The 24,901-nt window shown below is 39.5% G+C and carries 22 protein-coding genes; 11 read left to right on the top strand and 11 right to left on the bottom strand.

All coding sequences use genetic code 11. The features are described 5' to 3' along the window. Nucleotides 1–192 precede the first annotated feature (192 nt). Complete coding sequence (pckA, locus tag BVH04_RS05395; protein ID WP_086540312.1) at nucleotides 193–1,791, bottom strand: phosphoenolpyruvate carboxykinase (ATP); 1,599 nt, start codon at nucleotides 1,789–1,791, stop codon at nucleotides 193–195. 346 nt (nucleotides 1,792–2,137) lie between these two features. On the opposite strand from pckA, the gene BVH04_RS05390 reads away from it, so the two are divergent. Further along, nucleotides 2,138–3,637, top strand: a complete 1,500-nt coding sequence (locus tag BVH04_RS05390) for a peptide MFS transporter (RefSeq protein WP_394335224.1) — start codon at nucleotides 2,138–2,140, stop codon at nucleotides 3,635–3,637. Between the two features lie 78 nt (nucleotides 3,638–3,715). On the opposite strand, the gene BVH04_RS05385 is transcribed toward BVH04_RS05390, so the two are convergent. Together BVH04_RS05385 and tyrS are read right to left on the bottom strand one after the other, a co-directional pair. Further along, on the bottom strand, nucleotides 3,716–4,411 hold the full coding sequence (locus BVH04_RS05385; protein ID WP_086540310.1) for a TetR/AcrR family transcriptional regulator: 696 nt from the start codon (nucleotides 4,409–4,411) through the stop codon (nucleotides 3,716–3,718). Between the two features lie 149 nt (nucleotides 4,412–4,560). Further along, the gene (gene tyrS / locus BVH04_RS05380) at nucleotides 4,561–5,853 is read right to left on the bottom strand and encodes a tyrosine--tRNA ligase (protein ID WP_086540309.1); all 1,293 of its coding nucleotides are present in this window, start codon (nucleotides 5,851–5,853) and stop codon (nucleotides 4,561–4,563) included. A 173-nt stretch (nucleotides 5,854–6,026) separates the two neighbouring features. Here tyrS and BVH04_RS05375 point away from each other — a divergent pair, with 173 nt between their 5' ends. Then, nucleotides 6,027–9,266, top strand: coding sequence for a S41 family peptidase (locus BVH04_RS05375; protein WP_086540308.1), 3,240 nt, complete (start codon nucleotides 6,027–6,029; stop codon nucleotides 9,264–9,266). 72 nt (nucleotides 9,267–9,338) lie between these two features. On the opposite strand, the gene BVH04_RS05370 is transcribed toward BVH04_RS05375, so the two are convergent. Both BVH04_RS05370 and BVH04_RS05365 read right to left on the bottom strand, forming a co-directional pair. Then, the gene (locus BVH04_RS05370; RefSeq protein ID WP_086540307.1) at nucleotides 9,339–9,668 is read right to left on the bottom strand and encodes a BlaI/MecI/CopY family transcriptional regulator; all 330 of its coding nucleotides are present in this window, start codon (nucleotides 9,666–9,668) and stop codon (nucleotides 9,339–9,341) included. A gap of 163 nt (nucleotides 9,669–9,831) precedes the next feature. After that, nucleotides 9,832–10,581 carry an acyl-CoA desaturase gene (locus BVH04_RS05365; RefSeq protein WP_086540306.1) on the bottom strand — a complete coding sequence of 250 codons (750 nt, stop codon included), beginning with the start codon at nucleotides 10,579–10,581 and terminating at the stop codon, nucleotides 9,832–9,834. 143 nt (nucleotides 10,582–10,724) lie between these two features. On the opposite strand from BVH04_RS05365, the gene BVH04_RS05360 reads away from it, so the two are divergent. The 6 genes from BVH04_RS05360 to BVH04_RS05335 all read left to right on the top strand — a co-directional run bounded on the left by BVH04_RS05360 (nucleotide 10,725) and on the right by BVH04_RS05335 (nucleotide 16,363). Next, entirely contained in the window at nucleotides 10,725–11,090 is a 366-nt protein-coding gene (locus BVH04_RS05360) for a phage holin family protein (protein WP_086540305.1), read from the top strand. A gap of 363 nt (nucleotides 11,091–11,453) precedes the next feature. Further along, on the top strand, nucleotides 11,454–12,017 hold the full coding sequence (locus tag BVH04_RS05355; protein ID WP_086540304.1) for a hypothetical protein: 564 nt from the start codon (nucleotides 11,454–11,456) through the stop codon (nucleotides 12,015–12,017). A 54-nt stretch (nucleotides 12,018–12,071) separates the two neighbouring features. Next, a complete protein-coding gene (locus tag BVH04_RS05350) occupies nucleotides 12,072–12,974 on the top strand; it encodes a histone deacetylase family protein (RefSeq protein WP_086540465.1) in 903 nt (300 codons plus the stop codon). A 97-nt stretch (nucleotides 12,975–13,071) separates the two neighbouring features. Next, on the top strand, nucleotides 13,072–13,671 hold the full coding sequence (locus BVH04_RS05345; protein WP_169714363.1) for an OmpH family outer membrane protein: 600 nt from the start codon (nucleotides 13,072–13,074) through the stop codon (nucleotides 13,669–13,671). A 97-nt stretch (nucleotides 13,672–13,768) separates the two neighbouring features. Continuing rightward, nucleotides 13,769–14,740, top strand: coding sequence for a deoxyhypusine synthase family protein (locus tag BVH04_RS05340; protein WP_086540303.1), 972 nt, complete (start codon nucleotides 13,769–13,771; stop codon nucleotides 14,738–14,740). 3 nt (nucleotides 14,741–14,743) lie between these two features. Continuing rightward, entirely contained in the window at nucleotides 14,744–16,363 is a 1,620-nt protein-coding gene (locus BVH04_RS05335) for an OmpA family protein (RefSeq protein WP_086540302.1), read from the top strand. Nucleotides 16,364–16,537: 174 nt separating this feature from the next. On the opposite strand, the gene BVH04_RS05330 is transcribed toward BVH04_RS05335, so the two are convergent. Then, nucleotides 16,538–17,995 carry a Gfo/Idh/MocA family protein gene (locus BVH04_RS05330; protein ID WP_086540301.1) on the bottom strand — a complete coding sequence of 486 codons (1,458 nt, stop codon included), beginning with the start codon at nucleotides 17,993–17,995 and terminating at the stop codon, nucleotides 16,538–16,540. A gap of 249 nt (nucleotides 17,996–18,244) precedes the next feature. Here BVH04_RS05330 and BVH04_RS05325 point away from each other — a divergent pair, with 249 nt between their 5' ends. The 3 genes from BVH04_RS05325 (at nucleotide 18,245) to BVH04_RS05315 (ending at nucleotide 22,454) form a co-directional block, all read left to right on the top strand. After that, complete coding sequence (locus tag BVH04_RS05325) at nucleotides 18,245–19,843, top strand: family 20 glycosylhydrolase (RefSeq protein WP_086540300.1); 1,599 nt, start codon at nucleotides 18,245–18,247, stop codon at nucleotides 19,841–19,843. 155 nt (nucleotides 19,844–19,998) lie between these two features. After that, complete coding sequence (locus BVH04_RS05320; protein WP_086540299.1) at nucleotides 19,999–21,348, top strand: alanine/glycine:cation symporter family protein; 1,350 nt, start codon at nucleotides 19,999–20,001, stop codon at nucleotides 21,346–21,348. A gap of 2 nt (nucleotides 21,349–21,350) precedes the next feature. Beyond that, nucleotides 21,351–22,454: a glycerate kinase gene (locus tag BVH04_RS05315; RefSeq protein WP_086540298.1), complete on the top strand. Its 1,104-nt coding sequence runs from the start codon at nucleotides 21,351–21,353 to the stop codon at nucleotides 22,452–22,454. A gap of 11 nt (nucleotides 22,455–22,465) precedes the next feature. On the opposite strand, the gene BVH04_RS05310 is transcribed toward BVH04_RS05315, so the two are convergent. The 5 genes from BVH04_RS05310 to BVH04_RS05295 form a co-directional block, all read right to left on the bottom strand. After that, nucleotides 22,466–22,906: a DUF6526 family protein gene (locus BVH04_RS05310; protein ID WP_086540462.1), complete on the bottom strand. Its 441-nt coding sequence runs from the start codon at nucleotides 22,904–22,906 to the stop codon at nucleotides 22,466–22,468. 56 nt (nucleotides 22,907–22,962) lie between these two features. Further along, complete coding sequence (locus BVH04_RS25375; protein WP_169714362.1) at nucleotides 22,963–23,112, bottom strand: hypothetical protein; 150 nt, start codon at nucleotides 23,110–23,112, stop codon at nucleotides 22,963–22,965. Between the two features lie 71 nt (nucleotides 23,113–23,183). Continuing rightward, nucleotides 23,184–23,372 (bottom strand): hypothetical protein, encoded by a 189-nt coding sequence (locus tag BVH04_RS05305; RefSeq protein ID WP_086540297.1) that lies wholly within the window; start codon nucleotides 23,370–23,372, stop codon nucleotides 23,184–23,186. Nucleotides 23,373–23,659: 287 nt separating this feature from the next. Further along, the gene (locus BVH04_RS05300; protein ID WP_086540296.1) at nucleotides 23,660–24,016 is read right to left on the bottom strand and encodes a response regulator; all 357 of its coding nucleotides are present in this window, start codon (nucleotides 24,014–24,016) and stop codon (nucleotides 23,660–23,662) included. A 214-nt stretch (nucleotides 24,017–24,230) separates the two neighbouring features. After that, nucleotides 24,231–24,806: a DUF4136 domain-containing protein gene (locus tag BVH04_RS05295; RefSeq protein WP_086540295.1), complete on the bottom strand. Its 576-nt coding sequence runs from the start codon at nucleotides 24,804–24,806 to the stop codon at nucleotides 24,231–24,233. Nucleotides 24,807–24,901: the final 95 nt, after the last annotated feature.

Here is a 24,901-nt window from a genome sequence, read left to right as displayed (position 1 = left end):
TCAGTAAAGTTTTAGCACTCGATTTATAGATTAGAAATAAATCAGAATTCTTATTTGTTTCCATAGAAATCCTTTCCAAGTAACTAAAAAAGCATTTCATGCCTACTATATTTTTTAATTCATTACTAATCAACAGTTAATAAAATTTCAAAACAAGGCAGCTTACCTGTAAAGAAGAAGTTTTATTTAGGATTAGAGTGGAGCTCCTTTTAGGATATCTTCTGTTGCAAAGTCCTTGAATTTCTCAAAATTGGACTTAAATGCAGCTGCAAGTTCAGAAGCTTGTCTATCATAAGCATCTACGTCCTTCCATGTAACTCTAGGATTAAGTATCTCTGATGGTACATTTGGACATTCCTGAGGTATATCTATACCAAAAACCTGATGCTTTCTATATTCCACATGATCTAATTTCCCATCTAGGGCTGCAGCAATCATCGCTCTGGTATAAGTCAACTTCATTCTAGAGCCTACTCCGTAAGGCCCACCAGTCCAGCCTGTGTTGATTAACCATACATTTGTATCGTATTTCTCCATTTTTTCACCAAATAATGAAGCATACTTAGTCGGATGAAGAGGAAGAAAAGCTGCGCCAAAACAGGCTGAAAATGTCAATTTTGGCTCGATAATACCCATTTCAGTACCTGCAACTTTTGCAGTGTAGCCAGAAATGAAATGGTACATAGCCTGACTTTTATTCAATTTAGAGATGGGAGGTATTACGCCAAAAGCATCTGCTGTCAGGAAAAAAATGTTCTTTGGAATTCCTGCTTTGGATGGATTTAGCGCGTTTGGAATAAAATCAATAGGGTAGGCGGTTCTGGTATTTTCGGTTACAGATTTATTCGTATAATCTACCTCTCTAGAGTTTCCTTTGAATCGTGTGTTTTCTACTATTGATCCAAACCTGATCGCATCCCAGATTTCGGGTTCTTTTTCTCTACTTAGGTCTATGACTTTAGCATAGCACCCACCTTCGAAGTTAAATACTCCATCTTCAGTCCAGCCATGTTCGTCGTCTCCGATGAGACTTCTATTTGGATCAGCAGAAAGGGTGGTCTTTCCCGTGCCTGAAAGGCCAAAGAAAATAGCGCTATCTCCATTTGATCCGACATTAGCCGAGCAATGCATAGAAAGCACATTTCTATCATGAGGAAGTATGAAATTTAATACTGAAAAAATGCCTTTTTTAATCTCACCAGCATAGCCAGTTCCTCCGATCAAAACGATTCGTTCGGTAAGATTGATGATTGCAAAATTTGAATTTTTGGTTCCGTCAGTTTCAGGATCAGCTTTAAATTCCGGTGCACAGATGATAGTAAAGTCATGCTTGAAGTCTTTCAATTCAGATTCAGATGGCCTCAGAAACATGTTATGGCAAAAGAGGTTGTGCCATGCTTTGGTGTTAATCACCTTCAAATTGAGTCTGTGATTCTCATCTGCTCCAGCATAAGCATCTCTGACGAAAAGCTCTTTGTCGGCTAGAAATACTTTCATTTTCTCCAATAGCAAATTGAATTTATCAGAGTCAAAAGGAATGTTGATTTCTCCCCACCAGACGGAGTCTCTAGTTTTATCGTCTAGTACGATGTAACGGTCTTTTGGCGATCTCCCGGTGAATTTGCCGGTATCAGCCATCAAAGCACCAGTAGAAGTGAGTTTTCCTTCTTTTCGAGCTAAAGCAATTTCCACCAGCTCGGCTGGTGGAAGATTGGAGTGAACTTTTCTGAAAGCTGTAGAGCTGAGAAAAGCCAGAGGAGAAGTCTGGGTTGCCAGATCTAGTTCCTGCATAAATATTTGGGTTTACAATCTAAAAATTGTCTTCACAAAACTACTAAAATCCCTTCTACATTAAGCAATAAAAAGCGCTTTATTTTTAATTACAATCGATTGCGTTACTAAAACAATTGTTTATTTGGAAGTTCATTCCTTCTTCAAAAGAGATGCTAATAGTACACTTTTCCAACGGTGTAATAATTGGGTATGCCGTTTTAATTGAGATGCTTTAACTTTGGAAACAAGCCCTAAAAAGGTTTATCATTGTAAAATTTACTTCACCCAAATAAAACTATCCTTGGAAAAACAACTTATTCCTGAATTTATTGGCCCTACTATTTTTGGCCATCCAAAAGGCCTGATGACTCTCTTTTTTACAGAAATGTGGGAACGATTCAGCTATTATGGCATGCGGGCATTACTCATTCTTTTTATGACCATGGCTATTGCAGAAGGCGGTTTAGGTTTTGATGACCAGACCTCCGGAGCTATTTATGGTTTATATACGATGGGAGTTTATCTGCTGGCTTTGCCAGGCGGCTGGCTTGCCGATAGGCTTTTTGGATTGAAAAAGTCTGTTTGGTATGGTGGGATTATTATCGCAATTGGTCACTTTACCATGGCTCTTCCTGGAATAATGGCTTTGATTTCGGGAGATCATTCTATTAAACCTGAGTTAAGTACGCTTGATACCACTTCCTTTTTTCTTGGATTGATTTTAATTGTAGTTGGTACGGGGCTTTTGAAACCAAATATTAGCTCAATTGTAGGACAGCTTTATCCAAAAGGAAGCACAAAGAGAGATGCTGGTTTTTCTATTTTCTACATGGGGATAAACATCGGTGGTTTTATAGCACCGATTGCTTGTGGTACGCTGGCAACTTATGACATGCACTTGGGCTTTGGTCTTGCTGGTCTAGGGATGGTCTTTGGACTTATTCAATACAAATTGTCTGCAGGACTTCTAGAAGGACTTGGTGATCCACCTGTGGTGGAAACCCCGAAGGAGCTTTCAAGTCAGAAAAAGCTGAAATCTGTAGTGACCTATTTGGGAATCGTGTTAGTTGCAGTGATTGGGATTCTTTTGATGGGAGTAGTGCCAGTAGACGCTTCAGCGATCGCTGGAGCATCAGGGACTGTAATTGCTATTGTTGCTTTTGGATACTTAGGCTACGTGATCGCATTTGGCGGGCTAAATAAATCAGATAAAAACAAAGTAGGCGTAATCGCTATTTTATTCCTTTTCTCGGCAATGTTTTGGTCTGGATTTGAGCAGGCAGGATCCACCTTGAATCTTTTTGCAGATAGATTTACAGACAGAACCATCCTCGGTTGGGAGATTCCTACCAGTTATTTTCAATCTGTAAATTCCTTATTTATTATAATTTTTGCGCCTATTTTTGGAGCACTCTGGGTATGGTTAGGTAGAAGAAATCTAGAGCCGAGTTCTCCTTTGAAATTCACTTTTGGTCTTCTGCTTTTAGGCGTTGGTTTTTTTGTCATGTATTTCGCTACCAAGATAGCAGCGTCCGGTGATTTGGCTGCACCTACTTGGCTTCTGGTTACCTATATGCTTCATACTTTCGGTGAGTTGAGTTTGTCTCCAGTGGGATTGAGTTTGGTGACCAAATTAGCTCCTCAAGGTTATGGAGGTCAAATGATGGGGATCTGGTTCTTATCAATTGCCTTGGGGAATCTATTTGCAGGTCTGATCGCTGGTGAAGCCAGTGGCGGGACTGAAGAAGCATTGGCGCAAATGCCGGATCAGTATATGATGATTATTTATACTGTGTTTGGTTCTGCAGCGCTATTGTTCATCTTAAGACCAATGATCAAAAAAATGATGGGAGAGGTGAATTAACCTTCCTTATATTATAGGTTGTAAACAAGAAAGGCTGTCCATCGACAGCCTTTCTTGTTTGTTACCATTCCATTTCTGTTAGAATAAACTTCCTTGTACCGTAGTCTTCTTGGTTGCTTGGATAGTGCCTTTTAGCATTTCCTGCATCAGTCGAAGGAATCCTGGCTCCCAGTTTTCTGGGTGGATTTTAAGATCTTTGCCTTCGTAATCAATAGGTCCAAGCATTTTCTCATAGCCTATGATCATGCTCCAGACGGTGTAAAACGTGATTTCTGGCTGTAGTTCCGCTCGAATACTTCCGTCTTTGATACCTTGACTGACCATCATACTACCGATTTTGGCGGGCTCGTGATGAATTTCCAAAAGTTTTTGGAAATGTACAGACTCCATCGTTTTTGGATCAATTAGCTTGCGTGTTTCTGGGTTATTATATTTCTTGAGGAGATCCAGAAAATTAAGAATAGCATCGTAATAGACTTGATTTGCTTTCGCAAAGGCTACGATTTTCACCATAAGATCCGAGAGCATTTCCAATCCTGATTTTCCTTTGGATCTGTACACGTCCCTGAACTCATCCTTGAATTGGTCGAAGGCTTTTTTGGTCAAAGCCATGAAAAGGTCTTCCTTATTCTTGAAATAAAAATAGGTGAGGCCTTTACTGATTCCTGCTGATTTGGCCACATCTTCCATTCTGGTGGCTAAATAGCCTTTGGAAGTGAAAAGTGAAACTGCTGAGTCTAAAATGAGTTTTTCTTTATTTTTCTCTCCTGCCATGGGGTTTGATTCTTTTTCTAAAAATAGAATTCAAAGATATTAAACTTGGGTCAAAAACAGGCTTTCACTCAGGTTAAATTTAGCTGAAATGCATAAAAAAAAGGCTTTAGTAAATCCCTAACGCCTTTTTTTGAGTGAGTATCATGTAGTTACGTCACTTCCACGATGCAATAATTTTTCTTGCCTTTTTGCACAAGTAAATACTTATCCTGAAGAAGAGTCAAATTTATGGAAGCAGTTGGATCGGTTAGTTTTTCTTTGTTTATGCTCACTCCACCACCTAGGATCATTTTTCTGGCTTCTCCTTTTGAAGCAAAAACAACACCCTGCGTGATGTCTCCAAAGAGATCCAAAATTGAGGTTAATCCTGAATATTCCTCCGGACTAACCTGAACTTGAGGGACTCCTTCGAAAACCTGTAGGAAAGTACGCTCGTCCAATGCTGCCAAGTCCTCAGTTGAAGACTTGCCAAACAATATTTCTGAAGCCTTCACAGCCATCTCATAATCAGAATTTCCATGAACCATGATGGTGATTTGCTTTGCTATTTCCTTTTGCAATATGCGAAGGTGAGGTGCTTCTGCATGCTCAGTTTCTAGTTTTTCGATGGTTTCTTGATCCAAAATTGTGAAAATGCGAATGTATTTTGAAGCATCTCCGTCAGATACATTCAGCCAAAATTGGTAGAAAGCGTAAGGAGAAGTTTTCTCAGGATCCAGCCACACAGAACCACCTTCGGTTTTGCCGAACTTAGTTCCGTCAGCTTTAGTGATCAAAGGCACCGTCAAAGCATAGGCGCTTCCTCCGCCCATTTTTCTGATCAATTCCGTACCGGTTACTATATTTCCCCATTGATCTGATCCACCCAGCTGAATGGAGCAGTTTTTATTTTTCCACAAATGGTAAAAATCATAGCCTTGGATCAGCTGATATGTGAATTCTGTGAAAGAAAGTCCATGTCCATCCTCCAGACGTCTTTTCACAGAGTCTTTAGACATCATATAGTTCACGGTGATATGCTTGCCTATATCGCGAATGAAATCCAAAAAGCTGAATTCTGACATCCAATCATAATTGTTTACGAGCTCAGCTTTATTAGAAGTAGAGCCGGAAAAATCCAAAAACTTCGAAAGCTGTCCTTGTATGCAAGCCACATTATGATCGAGAGTGTTTTTATCCAAGAGATTTCTCTCCGTGGATTTGAAGGAAGGATCTCCGATCATCCCAGTGGCACCGCCAACTAATGCAAATGGCTTGTGACCAGCACGTTGGAAGTGTAAAAGCGTCATCACTCCCACCAAGTGACCTATGTGTAAGGAATCCGCCGTAGGGTCGAAGCCTAGATAGGCCGAAGCCATTCCTTTAGTCAGGTGTTCTTCGATTTCCGGAGTCATATCCTGAAGCATGCCTCTCCAGCGTAATTCTTCTATAAATGAATTCATCTAATGCGTTGATTTTTGGAGGTGCAAATATAGTCTTGTCTGCCTAAGGAATGAAGGAAAGCTTTAATCCATTAGAGCTTTTTAATCTCATTTACGCCGAAAAGTACCGATCAAAAAATGTGAGTAAATAGAAATTACAATTTTGATTACTTTCAAAAATAAATTTGAACACTATGAATAAAATACTTAAGATTTTCACAATTCTTCTTAGTTGTCTGCTTGGCAATATCACATTCGCTCTGGATGCGCCTAATTGGATGCGTTATCCCGCTATTTCTCCAGATGGGAGTCAGGTAGTTTTCACATATAAAGGAGATCTGTATTTGGTAGCTAGTACCGGTGGCGCTGCACGACAGATTACTTTCCATGAAGCACATGATTATCAGGCTGTGTGGAGCCGAGATGGGAAGTCGATTGCATTCGCGTCTGATCGCTACGGGAACTTTGACATATTTACAATGAGTCCGGATGGTGGAGCGGCAACGAGATTAACATTCCATTCCAATGACGAGCAACCTTTTGAATTCTCAGCCGATGATCAATCGGTGATTTTTGGGACACAAAGAATGGATATAGCAGCCCACAGGCAATATCCTACTGGCTCTCAGCCAGAGCTTTATTCCGTTCCTCGAAAAGGAGGAAGGGTAGATCAAATCTTCACGATTCCTGCCGAATATGTGACAATCAGCAAGGATGGAAGCAAGATGATCTATCATGATAAAAAGGGGGGAGAAAATGAATGGCGAAAGCATCATGAGTCTGGTATTGCCCGCGATATTTGGATCTATGATGCTAAAACCAATGCGCATAAGATGCTGACAACTTTTTATGGTGAAGATAGAAATCCGGTCTTTTCTCCTGATGAATCCGAGATCTACTACCTCAGTGAGACCAATGGAAGCTTCAATGTCTTTGCTATGAATGCTTCAAATCCAGCTCAAACGGAGGCTCTTACATCACTTGAGAATTTTCCTGTTCGGTTTCTTACCATTTCTGATGATGGGCTGATGAGTTTTGGATATGACGGTGAGCTCTATACGCTGCGCAAAGGTGAAACTCCGAATAAGCTTGAGGTTACACTTCAGACACAGGCGATTGCTAATTCTGATAATTATATCGCTATCAATGGTGGCGTGAGAGAAATGTCTATTTCTCCAGACGGCAAAGAGATCGCTTTTGTGGCGAGGGGAGAAGTTTTTGTGACTTCTGTGGATGGTTCTTTGACCAAAAGAATCACGAATACTCCAGAGCAGGAGCGATTTGTGGAATTTGCTCCTGATGGAAAATCACTAGTTTATGCGAGTGAAAGAGATGGGAAATGGCAAATATATCAGAGTACAAAAGTCAGATCAGAGGAGCCGTTTTTCTTTGCTTCCACGCTACTTAAAGAAAAGCCATTGGTAAGTTTGGAGGAAGAGGCATATCTGCCGAAGTTTTCTCCCGATGGAAAAAAGCTAGCTTTTGTGGAAGGAAGAAGAACCTTGAAAGTTCTTGATTTGAATACCAAAACAAGCGTGACGCTGATGACTCCTGATGAACTCTTTCACATGCGCGACGGGGATCAGTATTTCACTTGGGCACCAGATAGCAAGTGGCTTTTGGCTACTTATCGGCCTACGATGGCAAATTCAGAGGTAGTTCTTTTGGATGCCTCGGGTAAAGAGAAGATGAAGAACTTAACGAAAAGCGGTTATGGAGATGATAATGCGATGTGGGTGAACGAGGGCAAACAAATGCTTTGGTTTTCCAACAGAGATGGTTTGCGTAGCTATGCCACTAGCGGGCAAAGTCAGAATGACGTCTATACACTCTTTTTTGACGAGACTGCATGGGATAAATTCTCATTATCAAAAGAGGACTTTGATTTGGTGAAAGAGATCGAAAAAGCAAATAAAAAGGAAGAGAAGGAAGATGAATCGAAGGACGAAAAGGATAAGGAGAAAGACAAGAAAGTTGAAGATTTGAAGTTTGAGTGGGAAGGAATAGAAGAGCGTAAAGCTAGATTGACCATACACTCATCTTCTCTTGGAGATGCAGTTTTGTCCAAGGACGGAGAGAAACTCTACTATTTAGCAGCATTCGAGAAAGGAATGAATCTCTGGAGTACAAACCTCAGAACAAAGGAAACCAAACAAGAAATAAGCCTTGATGCTAATTCTGCAAATTTGGCTTGGGACAAGGAACAAAAGAATCTGTACCTACTTAGCAATGGTACTATCTCCAAGATCAATCCGGATGGAATGAAAAAAGAGGCTATCAAAATTTCTGGAGAAATGACTTATGACAAAGAAGCAGAGATGGCGTATATGTTTGAGCACGTATGGTTACGTACAAAAGGCATTTTCTACACACCTGACATGCATGGAGTTGATTGGGATTCAGCCAAAGTAGATTATGAAAAATACCTTCCATCTATAGGTAATAGTTATGAGTTTTCTGAGATGATCTCAGAGATGATCGGCGAATTGAATGTGTCACATGCCGGATCAAGGTATTCTCGCTCTATTGATATGGCAGATGCTACGGCTGCTTTGGGAGTATTTTGGGATTTCGATTATGATGGCAGCGGCATCAAAATCACCGAAGTCATACAAGGTGGGCCTTTGGATAAGGCAGATTTGGATATCAAAAAAGGGATGATCATCGAGAAAATAGATGGTATAGCACTTACTGCTGAGACTGATATTGCCAAGTTTCTCAATCGAAAAGCTGAAACGTTTACTCTACTCGAAATAGTAAATCCTGAATCGAAGGAGAGAAAGCAGCTTACAATAAAACCTATATCGCTCAGAGCGGAAAATCAATTGCTATATAAGCGATGGGTGAAAATCAATCAAGCTGAAGTAGATAGCTTATCTGATGGAAAACTTGGCTATGTGCATATCCCTGGCATGAGCGACGGCCCTTACCGGAATGTTTATGAAGAAATGATGGGTAAATATCATGATCGTGAGGCTGTGATAGTAGATACCAGATTCAATGGAGGTGGTGATTTAGTCGCTGATTTGGCGATGTTTTTTACGGGCGAAAAGTTCCTGACCTATGCTACTGAGGCTCGATCTGTAGGATATGAGCCTACCTCACGTTGGACTAAGCCAACTTTAGCTATGTTCAACGAAGCTAATTACTCCGATGGACATTGTTTTGCCTGTGGATATACAGATCTGAAAATTGGTAAGACGGTAGGGATGCCTACACCGGGCACTTGCTCATTTGCAGGTTGGGAAGCACTGCCAGATGGATCACGATGGGGAGCAGTTCCAATATCTGCTAAAAATAAGGCTGGAGAATGGTTGGAAAACAACGAGACTAGGCCTGAGTTTCTTGTGAAAAATATGCCAGGTAAAATCGACCGGGGCACTGACCAACAGCTCGAAAAGGCTGTGGAAGAATTATTAAACGATGTAGATTGAGAAGATTAGTCATAAAAAAACCTGGAATTTATTCCAGGTTTTTTTATGACTAACTCATTTCTTCAAGAATGATTACTGAAACGATTTTGTATTCAGTGTTTCATCACTTTTAAAAAAGTCTGTAAGTTTTCCGAAGGAATTTTCGAAATAGCCGTCTAGCATTTTCTTAATAATGAAAGAACGATATTCATCTTTCGATACAATCGGGAAGTACTCATGGCTCTTGCCGTAAGACTTGTGACTTACAAATCCCTTGCGCTCCAATATCCTAACTATCGTTGAGACAGTGTTATATGCTGGCTTTGGATCGGTCATAGGGGTTAGGATATCTTTAACGAACCCTCGTTCGATATCCCAGAGGATTTGCATAATCTCTTCTTCTGCTCTTGTTAATGGTTTCATAAGTAAGGCGTTAAGTTTTAATTACAAGAAAATTATTCGTTTAGTTTCACAATTGCAAAAAAAACCACCTTTACTTTTAATATTTTTTTATCTAATGATATGTGTCGTTTGTATAGTGATATGTCAATTTCAATAAAAATGGCCTCAATTGAGGCCATTAAAATTATGCGGGTCTTAGTTTTATTATTCGTGTCAAGTGAAGTAGCTTGACGATGGGATAGGTGGGATCAAACTCATACCATTTCACCGCGAAATTAGGTCTGTTTGGTAGTTTGTGATGATTATTTTGAAACAATTCCCCAAGCATCAAAACGTCAAGCATAAGACTATTTTTTGAGTGATCATTATTGTCAAAGTTGGCATATCCGTACTTATGCCCACTCCAGTTCACAATAGCTCCATGCACTGGCCCCATAAGGAAGTGAATTGGAAGCAAGAAATACATCCACCAATGCGTACCTGGCAAATCAAAAACAGAGATACAAAGTACATAGATGGCTACATACAATAATCCCCAACTTACTCTTACGAGCATGGTGTCAGCAAATCTATCAAACTTGTTCCAATCAGGAATGCCTTTAGAGAACCTTTCCTCAGGCTTCAGGCGAAAAGCAAAGTATTCATTATAGATGTTTTTTGTCTTCCACATCATGGTGAACAAGTTCTCCGTATGATGAGGACTATGCGGATCCTTTGGCGTATCGCTGTAGGCATGGTGCATTCTGTGCAGAATAGCGTAGGCTCTAGGAGAGAGGTAGGAACTACCTTGCCACATCCATGTGAAAAAGTAGAAGAATTTTTCCCAATACTTATTCATGTAGAACATCTGATGTGCAGCGTACCTGTGCAGGAAGAAGCTTTGGCAGAACAAGGAGAAATACCAATGCAGCAAGAAGAAAAGGATGATTATCACTCGGCGTAGGATTTATGATTAATTTACAAATATATGGCAACGTAAATCAAGTAACGAATTTCATGTCTGAACCATTCCATTTTTATGAGATGATATTTATCAGGTTTTGAGAAAAGTTAAGCTAAAGCCGTATTTTTATTTCTATGAAAAAGACAAATAAACCATTGAACTTTATAGTGAAAATTCTATTGGGAGGGGTAGCTGTACTCATAGCAGAGTTTCTGCTGCCAGGGATTCATATAGACACTGTGATCACTGGATTTATACTTGCTGCGGTCATCATTTTGATCAATATTACATTAAAACCGATCTTAGTCATTTTAACGCTGCCAATTACAGTAGTTACGCTTGGGCTATTTTTACTTGTAATTAATGCGCTGATGATCATGCTGGCAGATCGGATTATCCCAGGCTTTCAGGTTGATGGTTTTTGGTGGGCAATACTGTTTGCTATCGTACTAAGCGTAATCAATTCACTTTTTGGCAACAATTTGAACCAAGCTGACTGACTAAATATGAGGTAACAAACTGGTAATCAATTGTTATTTTGGGAATAGATTTTTCAAAGAATTGGCAGCAATGGGAAATAATTATGTCGATAATATTTTTTTTACCTCTTCCTTCGGTTATTCCAAATATTAAAACCTGTTAAAAGTAAAAAATGTAAAAAGGTGGCTTTGAAGTTTTTATTTTAAGTTGATAGTTCTAGTTCTTTCTGAATTTTTAGGTTTTATACTCCTTAGAAATACTCAATTTTTTAACAATTTCTTTATTAAATTTTGTGTAATTAATTAAATTCCATTAGATTTTGATAACATATTACTATAGGATTTAGTACTATTGGATTGCTAATCACTTAAAATATTTTACCTATGTCAATTTCAAATCCAGGTTTTGACCCACTGGTCATCGAAGAGCTAAAGGAAGAGTTAGGGGAGCTCAAAAAAACCTTCAAAATATTACCCGATGAAGAAAACGCTGACGAGTTTGTAAATTTCTATTTTATAGGAATGTATCAAGGCAAGGAAGTAATATATGATGCTGCGCTTTACACCCTCAGGTTACATCATGCTAGTGAAGTGTACGAGCTTGCTGAGCATAGAGCAGCTCAGAAATTTCCTAATTTCAAAAGTATATCCTACGAAGAAGATGAAAATGGTAATTTGAAGCCGTTGACTAGTGAGGAGGAAGAGATCGGTTGGTTTATTACCGAGATCATTATGGAGATAGAAGAGGATGAGAGCATAAAAGTGCAGGAATTTGTAGATGTAGATACACATCATGACTATGGAATCGGTGTAGATGCGAGCCTTAATGTGGATCATATCGATGAGCAAGTGATCGCGAAGTTTATCGAGGAATTTAACGATGACACTTTGAAGCTTGATGATACCATGTATGCATTTCAATCTGAAGAAGAAGATATCGAAGATTGATCATAGTTGAGTTAGACCAAGATAATGACGCTTGCTGAACACAAGCGTTTTTTTATGCTAAAAATTGCCTTTTCACCTATTTATAAACATCCGCTGCCAGAGAACCATAGATTTCCAATGGAGAAATATGAGTTGCTTCCAGGCCAATTGCTATATGAAGATATAGTAAAAGAGGATAATTTCTTCGAGCCAAAACCACTTGATGAAAAGTGGATTTTGAATACCCACACGAAGGAATATTGGACAAAGCTCAGGCATTTGTCTTTATCCAAATCTGAAGTTCGAGCTACAGGATTTCCGCTGTCCAAAGAATTGGTGGATCGGGAAATCACCATATTAAATGGTTCTGTCCAAGCAGCTGTCTATGCTTTGCAACACGGGATAGCAATGAATATCGCCGGTGGTACGCATCATGCATATGCGGATAGAGGAGAAGGCTTTTGCTTATTAAATGATATTGCTGTTACGGCTAATTATCTGATTGAAAATAAATTATCAAATAAAGTCCTTGTGATAGATTTGGACGTTCATCAGGGTAATGGAACTGCAAGTATATTTGCAGGTAAACCGGATGTTTTCACATTCAGCATGCATGGAGAAAAGAACTATCCCATGCGCAAGGAAGTTTCTGATTTGGACTATGCTGTACCAGATGGGACAGGCGACGAAGTCTATTTGAAGATTCTTCATTCGCAGCTTGAAATAATTCTGAAAGATTTTTCACCTGATTTTATCATTTATCAATGCGGTGTGGATGTCCTGAAAAGTGATAAATTGGGAAGATTGGCGATGAGTATAGAAGGGGTGAAAAACCGTGATGCTTTTGTGCTGGGAATAGCTAAATCGCTCAAAGTGCCAATCATATGCTGTATGGGAGGAGGATATTCGCCGAACGTAGCCAAAATAGTTGAAGCTCATACACAGGTCTATAGATTGGCTCAAGATCTTTATTTCTAATTAATGAAAAGCAAATTTGTCCAAGATCATAATTCAATTCTTGTAAAATCAATACTTTCTTTATATTTGCGCCCTTGTAATCAATAACATCAACAAAGTGAAAAGAGGATTAAAACTAATCGGTGCATTGAGCCTTGCTACAATGCTTTTATACGGCTGCGATAATGCTGGAACTTCTACAACTACTGGCGAAAGCTCCGCTAAAGAAGTTAAACAAGGCGATTTGAATGTTGCTTTTGTTTTTACAGATAGCGTAATCAACAAGTATGATTACTTCAAATCAAAGTCTGAACAGCTTACTGAAAAAGGAAAGAAATTCGAAGGTGATCTGCAGGGTAGAGCTAGCGGATTCCAACAAGAAGTTCAAAATTTCCAGCAATCCGGCGGTAACATGACAGTGAATCAGCAAAGAGCTAAGCAGGAAGAATTGAGTAAAAAGGAACAGAACCTAATGACTTACCGTGATAATTTGATGCAAGAATTATCTGCTGACGAGGCTGCGCTTTACAGCGAAGTTTACGATAAAGTGCAAAAATACCTTAAAACTTATGCTGAAAGCAACGATATTGACGTGATCTTGAGCTACACTAGAGGTGGAGCAGTTTGGTATGCAAATGATGCAATCGACCTCACTTCAACAGTAATTGAAGGAATAAATAAAGAATACACTGCTGCTCCGGCAGATACAGCAAAATAAGCTGAGATACATTTTCAAATATTCTAACCTAGCTTAGGCTGGGTTTTTTTGTGGGAAAAAATTGGGTAATTTTGAAGCATTAACGAAAATTTACAGAATGAAAATCACTGAATTTTTAAAGCATAATTATCGCCATTTCAATGCAGCTGCATTGATCGATGCAGCTGAAGGATATAAAAGCCACCTGGATAACGGTGGTAAAATGATGGTCACACTAGCAGGCGCGATGTCCACCGCTGAGTTGGGTATTTCTCTGGCGGAGATGATCCGGCAGGACAAGATTCAAATAATCACGTGTACTGGAGCTAATTTGGAAGAGGACGTTTTCAATTTGGTTGCGCATGATTATTATGAGCGTATTCCAAATTACCGAGAGCTTACTCCAGCGCAAGAGCAGGATTTGGTAGAGCGTCATATGAACCGTGTCACTGACACCTGTATTCCGGAAATGGAAGCGATGCGAAGAATTGAAAATGTGATTTTGGAAGAATGGATGAAGGCTGATCAAGCTGGAGAGGCTTTCTTTCCACATGAGTTCTTTTATAAAATCTTACTTTCTGGCAAGTTAGAAGAGTCTTATCAGATTGATCCTAAAGACAGTTGGTTACTTGAAGCTGCCAAAAAGAATATTCCGATTATCGTTCCAGGCTGGGAAGATTCTACCTTGGGAAATATGTATGCGAGTCACGTGATTTCTGGAGACGTGAAAAATGTGCATACCGTTCGTACTGGCATAGAATATATGATTTACCTGGCAGAATGGTATACTAATACCGCTACAGACGAAAGTACGATCGGATTTTTCCAAATTGGCGGGGGAATTGCAGGAGACTTCCCTATATGTGTGGTGCCGATGTTGCACCAGGATTTGCAAAGAGAAAATGTACCGCTTTGGGGGTATTTCTGCCAAATTTCTGACTCGACCACTTCTTACGGTTCGTATTCTGGAGCTGTTCCGAATGAAAAGATTACCTGGGGCAAATTAGGAATCGATACTCCGAAATTTATCATCGAGTCTGATGCAACGATAGTAGCACCATTGGTATTTGCCATTGTGCTAGATCAATAAATTATGAGAAAATTCAATAACGTACTACATAGAGCAAGTGGTGTAATGCTACTTGCTTTTTGCTTTTCCTTCAATCTCCAAGCTCAGAAAGTAGTTTCACTTTCTGGTGCCAATAGTCCTCAGGATGATATGAACCCTGTGTGGATTGGTGACAATACATTACTTTTTACTCGCGCTTTTCACCCTGATAATATAGGCGGAGTCTCTGATCCAGGTGATATCTGGATGACAAAAAAAGATGATTCCGGCAAATGGCAGGAGGCTGTTCACCGAGCAGATCTAAGCACGGATGGATATGATTTTTCTCTGGGTCTAGAGGATTATCTTACGCTCCTGATGTATCACACCGGTGGTGAGCGTTTCGGGATTTATCAATATTCCAAATTTGGGACAGACTGGAATTTTCTTCGTCAGGTATCGATGGCTGGATTGGATGGTCTTTCAGGGCAAGTAGCCGGTCGAGTAGCTTCAGGTGGAAAAGTAATTTTTCTTTCAGGAAAAGGTAAAGATTCCAAAGGAAATGAAGATATCTATGTGAGCGAGAAAGTTGGGCCGATAGACTGGTCAAAACCTGTAAATATCGGTTCTGCTGTGAACACTATGGGACAGGAGATGAGCCCTTTCTATGATGCGAATTCTGGAGAATTGTATTTCTCTTCCAATATGCATGAAGGTGCGGAAGGAAAAGATATTTTCATAGCCAAGCGTATGGGAGATGGTTGGAACAATTGGAGTAAGCCAGTGATATGGAAACAAGTGAGTTCTCCAGGATCTGAAGTTTCGGTTACTTTTATCAATGAGGAAGAAGTGGTATGGACAAGTACTCAGAACAGTGACGGCTTTGCAGATTTATTGACTTTCGAAACGGTTGTGCCACTTGTGATTCCTGATGAGTTTGTGGCCGCAGAACCTGAGCCCATGACTCCGAATAATGTAAATGCTAAAACAGTAGCAATCGTTCCTATTTTCCCTGCTTCTACGGTTGGTTTTCCTGAAGTAAAAGTGACGGAGGAAGTGGATGAAAAGGCAGAAAGTCCTATTTCATGGTTTGTGGTTGATGCAAAAAATAAGACTTTGATTTCGTTTTCTTTGGGTTGGAAAGCTGGAGACAATCTGGTTTCCAAAAGTGCAACTGATTCGGTTATATTGTCTGAGTTGGAAAACTCGCAAGTGAGAGAAATAAAGGTAAATGCGGAAGGATATTTTCCTAAGTCTATTTTGCTAAGTGAAATAAAGACTGGAGAACCAACTGTGGTATTGATGACAAAAGCAGAATCCGGAAGTATAATCTTATTGGATAATGTGAATTTCAAACGAGCTACAGCAGAATTGGAAGGAGAAGATACAAAAGCCTCATTGGTAGAATTGGCTGAATTCCTCCTGAAAAACCCTGCAATGACACTTAGAATTCATGGGCATACAGATAGTGCAGGTGACCCAAGTTTGAACAAAGCACTTTCATTGGATAGAGCAGGAAGCGTTAGAGATTTCTTGATCGAGCAAGGAGTTCCATTTGAAAGCCTGAGGATATCAGGATGGGGAGGCACTAGACCGTCTGCCTCCAATGCTACTGAAGCTGGTAGATCTAAAAATAGAAGGGTAGAACTAGAAGTAGAACGATAAAGAGAATCCGTATTTCTAGAATAAAAAATCCGGGGGTAAAATGACAAGTGATCAGACACAGTGATCAGTCTCAGTCTCAGAATCTGACCATCAAGTTTGATTATCTTGGGAGTAATTATACATAGACTATAAGAAAAAACGGCTTTGAAAGATTATTTCAAAGCCGTTTTGAATTTAAAGAGAATAGTCGCCTCTATAATCCCGCCTCACAAATTGATTGGCTGCTTCGAAATTTGTAATCTCCATCTTCTTACCATCCCACAACAGCTTAATTCCTCTTCCTGGATAGTCAAACTGTGCTGCATTATCTGGTTTTGGAGTTCTATAATCATAGCTTCTGATAGCCAAATTACCCATCAAAACTGATTCGGTAAGTGGGCCGGCAATTGAGAACGGCGAACTCAAGTTTTTGTATTCCTCTGATCCATGGCCTGCGATACAAGCTTCTACCCAGTTATTATAGTGTCCACTATCACCACCTGGAACCCGGTATAGAGTCTGAGGTACGTTAGCATCTTTTGTTTTGGAAGTAGGAAGTAGCTGAGGATTTTTCCCATAGGTAGAGCACATCATTTTGCCTTTAGTTCCTTCGATAATCACGCCGTTACCACCATCACCCATTTGCTCGTTTGGAGCCAATTCCTCAGGTCTAGTTGGCTGAATACCGCCATCCATCCAGTGGAATTCAAGATCTTCTTTGCTTGGTCTGTCAAATCGCAAGGTGATATGAGAAGAAGGGGGGCAACTCTCAGGGAAATATCCTCTTTTAAATTCACCTACATAAACAGAACCTACGGAGCATTCTGCAGATTTCGGATAACCTAGGCCTAATACTCGGAAAGGAGGTTCCATAATATGGCAAGCCATATCACCAAGCGCACCAGTTCCATAATCCCACCAACCTCTCCAGTTAAATGGCACCAAATTACCTACGTAATCTTTGTACGGTGCTGTACCTAACCAAAGATCCCAATCCAAATCAGTAGGAGGAGTCACTGGCTCTGATGGCCATTGTATTCCCTGTGGCCAAACAGGCCTGTCTGTCCAAGAGTATACTTTAGTAGCTTCACCAATTAAACCTGCATCATACCATTCTACCATTTGGCGAACGCCATCTCCAGAAGAACCTTGGTTACCCATTTGGGTGACTACTTTATATTTCTTTGCTGCTTCAGTAAGCATTCTTGCTTCATAGATATCATGAGCTAGTGGTTTTTGCACATAGACATGTTTGCCCATTTTCATGGCTGCCATAGCTGCAACTGCATGTGTATGATCGGGAGTTGAAACAGTGACTGCATCTATATTCTTTTCCTCCTTTTCCAGCATCTCGCGGAAATCCTTGTAATATTTAGCCTTAGGATGTAATTCTCGACTTGCCTTAGCTCTCGAATCATCCACATCACAAAGTGCTATGAAATCCGCTTTCTCTGTTCGAGTTATACCACGTACATCACTTCCACCCATTCCCCCCACACCAATACTAGCTACCCGAAGTTTGTCACTTGGGGCTATGAAGCCTGGTCCTCCTAAGACATTTCTTGGGACTATGTAAAATCCGGCGGCAGCTAATGCCGATCCTTTCAGAAATTTTCTCCGGGAATTCCCAGAACTTGAGTCTTTACTTTTCATTAGATTAATAATTATGTTGAAGAGGGTTTTTGATATTTTTCGCTAGTTTCTTGAATCAGATCAACTTCTGATCATTTAAATCGGAAATTATCAAAAACAAGTCATAATGTTCAGCCCATTCATAAAATTTGAATAGGAATCTCTAATTACTGTTGAATTAATACCTGTTTAAGTGTTTTAGTATAAAATCAATTAGTGTCAATAAGCTTATCAGAAAAATTAGATTAAGTTTACTCAAACCTTTATTCTATGAAATATACCCTATGGACATTAGCTGTTTTGGCAGTATTATCTAGTAGCTCCTGCCAATCTCCAGATTCAAATAGACTTGAAGATGCAGGCATCATTCCTATCCCAAGTGCTATTTCTTCTGCATCTGGAGTTTTTGAGTTAGGAGATGATTCTTCCATTCAATTGATGGGAACTAGCGAGGATTTGACAAGAGTTGGGAATTATTTGGCTGATAAGTTGCGACCTGCTACCGGCTATGATATTCCAGTAAGTTCAGGAAGTGGTGATCTGATTTTGGAGTTGACTGATGGAGAGGCTTCTGAGAAATATAGTATTGAAATCACAAGTGAACAGGTGAAAATATCATCAACTTCTGCAGCTGGACTTTATTACGGCATGCAGACACTTATTAAAGCATTTCCGGTGGAGATTGAAAATACTTCCAAAGTGGATGTGGATTGGGTACTTGCAAATGGTACAATTGAGGATGAGCCGGAGTTTGCATACAGAGGAGCAATGCTGGATGTGGCTAGACATTTTATCAGTATGGAAGATGTGAAACACTATATAGATCAGATGGGAAGCCTGAAATTCAACTACCTTCATCTTCATTTATCCGATGATCAGGGTTGGAGAATTGAAATCAAATCCTGGCCAAAACTGACTGAGATCGGTGGGAAAACTGAAGTAGGGGGAACTGAAGGCGGATTTTATACCCAAGAAGAATATTCTGAGATTGTTGACTACGCAGCAGACAGGTTTATTACCGTAGTGCCAGAGATAGATATGCCGGGTCATACCAATGCGGCTTTGGCAGCTTATGCAGAACTGAACCCGGGTGTGAATTTACCAGATGGTGATTTTGCTACTATGACCGAAGGAAAAATTGATTTTGATATCCTTGACAAGAATCCGGAGCCGGCAGAGCTTTACACAGGTATTGAAGTAGGTTTTAGTACGTTTGCGACCAATAAAGAAATCACTTACACTTTTGTAGAAGATGTGATTAGAGAACTTGTTGAGCTTACACCTGGTCCATACATTCACATTGGCGGCGATGAGTCTCATGTGACAGAAAAAGATGATTACATTTATTTTGTAGAGAGAGTGCAAGAAATTGTAACTAAGTATGGTAAAAAGAGTATTGGTTGGGATGAAGTAGCCACTGCGAAATTATTGCCGGGCACCGTAGCTCAATTTTGGGCCTTGGAAGAAAATGCGAAGCTGGCAAAGGAGCAAGGAAATCAGATCCTGATGTCACCAGCTAAGCGTGCATATCTCGACATGCAATATGACTCTACGTCTAGACTCGGACTTCATTGGGCAGCATATATTGAACTTGATGATGCTTACAATTGGGATCCAGCGACCTACGCAGACGGGATAAATAAATCTGATATTTTAGGAGTTGAAGCGCCGCTTTGGACTGAAACAATTGCCAGCCGCGCTGATATTGAATACATGGCTTTTCCTAGATTGGCAGCACTAGCTGAAGTAGCTTGGTCTACAAACGAGCGAAGAAACTGGGAAGACTTCCAAAAGAGAATTGCTCAACAAGGTAAGCGCTGGGATATCAATGGAATAGGTTTCTATCGATCACCCAAAGTCAATTGGTAAAAAATACTTATGAAATTAAAGACCCGGCCTTGACCGGGTTTTTTTGTTTTTTAGGAATGGATATTCTTTGAATTTGATTAAAATGAAACTAATATGGATGTTAATTTTAAAATCATCCGATCAAATAGCTTGATTACTATAACTAGAAAACTTTAATGGGCGAATACATTATTTCCTTTGCGAACTGGATCTGGGGAACTCCTATGCTTATCATCTTAATGGGTGGAGGAATGCTTCTTTTGGTTCATTCCGGCTTTGTCCCCTTTCGCAAAATAGGCCATGCAGTAGGATTACTCCGAGGTAAATATGATGATACCTTTGCTCCAGGTCAGATTACATCATTCCAAGCGTTATCAGCCGCTATTGCAGCGACTGTCGGACTGGGAAATATAAGTGGTGTTGCCATTGCTATAAATATGGGTGGTCCGGGCGCAATTTTTTGGATGTGGGTATCTGCTTTTGTAGGAATGGCTACGAAGTTTTATACCTGCAGCCTTGCAATAATGTATCGGGGAAAAGACTCCGAAGGTAATATACAAGGCGGCCCCATGTATGTCATAGAGGAAGGAATGGGGAAAAAGTGGAAATTTCTCTCTATTATATTTTGTAGTGCTGGTGTTTTGGGGTTACTGGCAATTTTCCAAGCCAATCAATTGACAGCTGTAATAAGAACTGTAATCCTAGAACCTGCAGGATTGGATGAGGGAGATAAGACCAGATGGATTATCGGTATAACTATGATGATAATTGTCGCGATCGTGATTCTTGGAGGAATCAAAAGAATAGCTGCGGTAGCGTCAAAAATGGTCCCTTTTATGGTTGGACTCTATTTCATCACAGTAATAATTATAGTTTTCAAATACTTAGGAGATGTACCTGATATGCTATTGAAAATCGTTACTGATGCTTTTACAGGCGAAGCAATGGCAGGTGGAGCAGTAGGAGCTGTGATAATCATAGGAGCTAGACGTGCTGCATTCTCTAATGAAGCTGGTATTGGAACCGCCCCGATGGTTCATGGAGCTTCTAAAAACAATGAGCCTATTCGAGAAGGTTTGATCGCTATGCTTGGGCCTTTTATTGACACAATTGTAGTTTGTACTCTTACTGCATTAGTGATCATGCTGACAGGCGTGTGGGAATCGACCGAAAAGGATGGGGTGAGACTTACCCTTGCTGCATTCGATATGGCACTTCCTTTTTATGGGAGATACCTTTTGATGATTGCTGTATTGGTTTTCGCGTTGTCCACGATGTTTACCTATTCCTATTATGGTCACAAATGCTTTGGTTATCTCTTTGGTGCAAAAAGAGCTGATTACTACAATTATTTTTATTTGATCACAATCGTAGTGGGAGCTGTGGCATCGCTGGAAGTTGTGATTAGTTTGGTAGATGGGATGTATGCGATCATGGCTGTACCGACGATGATTTCCACGATCTATTTGGCACCGAAAGTCAGAGTAGCTATGAAGGATTATTTCCATAGAATGAAAAGTACTTAATCATGAATATCCTGATTTCTCCCAACGCTTTTAAAGGCACGATGAGCGCTCGTGAAGCTGGAGAAATTATTCAGGATATTACTAACAGTAAATTTCCCCAGTTCAACACCGATTTACTCCCAATAGCAGACGGGGGAGATGGCACGTGCGAGTTGTTGACTGAGATATTAGGCTTGGATAAAAAGCATGCATGGGCACTTGATCCATTTGGGAGACCTATTCTGTGTTCTTATGGATGGGATGAGCATTCCCGAAAGGCCTATGTAGACGTTTCTGCTGCCTCCGGAGTAGGATTATTAGGGAATGAGGTAAAGAACCCTTTTGTCGCCTCTAGTTTTGGTACAGGCCAACTCATTCGGAATGCAATTAAACTAGGTGCTGAAGAAATAGTTATTGGACTTGGAGGAAGCGCAACAGTTGATTTGGGAATTGGGATTTTAGCAGCTCTGGGTATTCATTTTTTAGATAATCATGGCAGAGAGTTAACTATGTTTGCTCCAAATTTTCTTTCCAAAATCAGACATATTCAAAAATCTCCAAGTATCCCTAAAGTTAGATTTTCATGTCTCTGTGATGTGAAAAATCCGTTTTTCGGGGATAGAGGGGCTATTCCTGTATTTGGGCCTCAAAAAGGACTTCTACCGACTCAGTTCGAATCTTACGAATTAGTATGTGAGTCAGTAGTAAATCAGCTTTTTCGAAAGCAGAAGAAAACATTTGTGGATGAGCAGGGCTTTGGTGCTGCTGGCGGAATAGCTCTTGGACTTTCAGCATTTTTTGAAACTGAAATCAAATTCGGATCACATTACTTTTTTGAACAAGTAAATCTAGAAGCAAGGGTGAAATGGGCTGACTGGATTATCACAGGCGAAGGGAGATATGATAACCAATCTGCTGAGGGGAAAGCTTGTTTTGAACTATTGAAATTAGCTCATAGTCACTCAAAAAAAATAACCTTGATTACGTCTGGAAATGAAGTTGGAGTAGAGTTATTCGACCAAGTATTGAAATTGCCTGATCTTGATTTCTCTAAACCAGCGTATAAAGAAAAGTCAAGAGAAAATCTCCGCACTTCGGTTGCTAGAGAATTCTCTCTGGACTTTTGAATTAGTGATGATTATACTCTATGATGATCAGCATTCCAGATCTTGATGCTTTTTTTGATCTCTTTTGGAACTAAATTATCTTTTATTGATTTATCCATTAATTCCAAGATCTCATCGTCACCAGCAAATCTTAAAGCGATAATCTGTGCTGAAGTAAGTTGGCTCTCTTTTTTGTAAAAAGGTGAGCCAGTTAGGTAGAAATAGCGCTGTCTCATCTCCAATCTGATGATTCTGTTCTGATTTTTGATAGCATACAATCTAGTGAGAAGAGAAATTAATAATACTAGAAACGCCAGCAAACCTAAGTATATGCTTTCAGAAATTGATTGGGAAGAGCTAAAGTCCATCCTTGCTGCTGTCCATCCCAAGAAAAGCAAAGCCATAGGCATTATGAAAAAGTGATGCAGAGGGTAATACTTTGCGTGATTTTCGAAATTCTGTGTTTTTGGCATTTTGAAAGACATAAAAAAAGGAGGCGTGAGCCTCCTTTTAAGTAAGATATAGGTTATTAGTGATCTGCTTTTTTCTTCTTGTTGAGGGAACTTCGTGTATCTATTGCAGTTATCCCGGCTCCAAGACCGATTAGTACACACACAATCACAAGGAAGGTTTGGGCTCCTCCAGCAAGCGGAGAAATAAAAACGTCAAGTAATATCATGATCAATTTGTTGAATTTCTAAAGATTGCTCGAAGATAAATTCTTAACTCCAATTAACCAAAGGATTCTAGTTAATCGAACTGATCATCATCGAAATCTTCTTCTTCCTCAGCATCATCGTCATTATCGAAATCTTTGATGTTGTCATCGACAAACTCATTTTCTTCCTCGAGATCATATTCATCTTCGAAATCATTGCCGAAATCTTCATCATCATTGAAGTTATCGTCATCTTCTAAATCGTCTTCAAAATCCTCCATAGTAGTTTAGATAGGGGTTTTTAATAGTTTAACCTACGAATTAAAGTAAAAAAATAGGTAGCACAATACTGCAGATATAATTTTTTTCAACTTTTTTTACGCGACTTCTATTTCAATAGTTTTTATTCACTTTTGAAATGAGAAAGTTTGAGTTCAAAGTAGGCTAGGACATTTAATATCAGAATGATTAAAAAATTTTGTGAAGACTTTTTCAAATTATCGTTTGGCAGTGCTACAAAATGTACAATCTAGCAATAGGTAAAAAAAAATACCCCAAATTTTTGGGGTCAGTTGAAAATCGATTTGATGTACTTTTTTATGAGGGGTTTTGAGAAATAGTCCTTCACTATACTGTAACCACTAGCTTTATTAATGTCTCTCTCGTCCACGGAACTACTCAAAATGTAGATTTGTGCTTCATTTTGGTCAGAATTAAAGATATCCAAGAAATCCCATCCAGTCATTTCTGGCATGTTTATATCCAGGAAGAGGTAATTGGGCTTAATAGAATAGATTTCTTGCAAAGCAGCTCTGGCACTGTGGTACTTGAAAAATTGACATGGCTCTTTTACATTCCTGGAAATAAGCTTTTCAGTAATGAAAGTACTGATTGGGTCGTCATCTATTAAGACAATGGTTAACATTCAAATGCAAAAATTAGAGGCTGAAATGCAATATATCTAATACAAAAGTACTAGGTAATTGATATTTTACAAATATTTTGCCAAATAAGACCAAAAAGATATTTTAATTCTGCTGTAAAGCCATTATGAAGAGGGCAATAGAACAACTCTAGGATTTGAGGCTTGCTTTTTGGCTTATGTTGTCACTCATTTATGAATAATAAACCAACGGACATTACTGGCTTTCCTTGATTTCATAAAGGAAATATTCTATGATTTTATCTGTTGTTTTCAATACTCTTCTACTTTTGGTTTTCTCACTGCTAACTTCAGTTACACCTGTCAAAGTCATTAGTAATTTATCTTCCTTTTGGTCTATGAAATCCACAATTACCTGCACTAATTCATAATTAGTCGTGCTGGTATTATTTCGGTTGTTGGAATAGGGATTATACATCCACGGATCCCAAACTCGGTAACCCCAAAACGGATAAGAATTGAAAGTCTGTGTGTTTTCTCTTTTTCTAAGGTCTTCATTGGAAGTGTATCGAATAACCAACTCAGGTTCGGTTTTGTCGTAAACCAACCCTTCTGCTTCTAGTGCTTCTTGCAAGTGTATTTGAACTTGTTGATCAATAAACTGAGAGGAAAAGCCTCTCATCCCCACTTCCTGATTGATGATCACAAATGACTTGTAGGGCCTTCTTACAGGTATTTCAGTGTTTTCCTTGAAGATTTCAATAGAACTGCAAGAGCTAAGTGCTAATAACAGAATGAGCGTAAAGAAGTAGTTTGAGCGTGATTGGTTCATTGTTTATAGCTTTTTCTTCAAAAACGGGGAATGAAATAGAAAGTTAGAATTTACTGGTTAACGAAAAACTTGTTCCCTTTATTTGGGAATTTTTG

This window comes from Algoriphagus antarcticus (genome assembly GCF_002150685.1).
Lineage (GTDB): Bacteria > Bacteroidota > Bacteroidia > Cytophagales > Cyclobacteriaceae > Algoriphagus > Algoriphagus antarcticus.
Note: the sequence above shows the minus strand (reverse complement) of the source record. Positions and strands in the feature narration are given on the sequence as shown.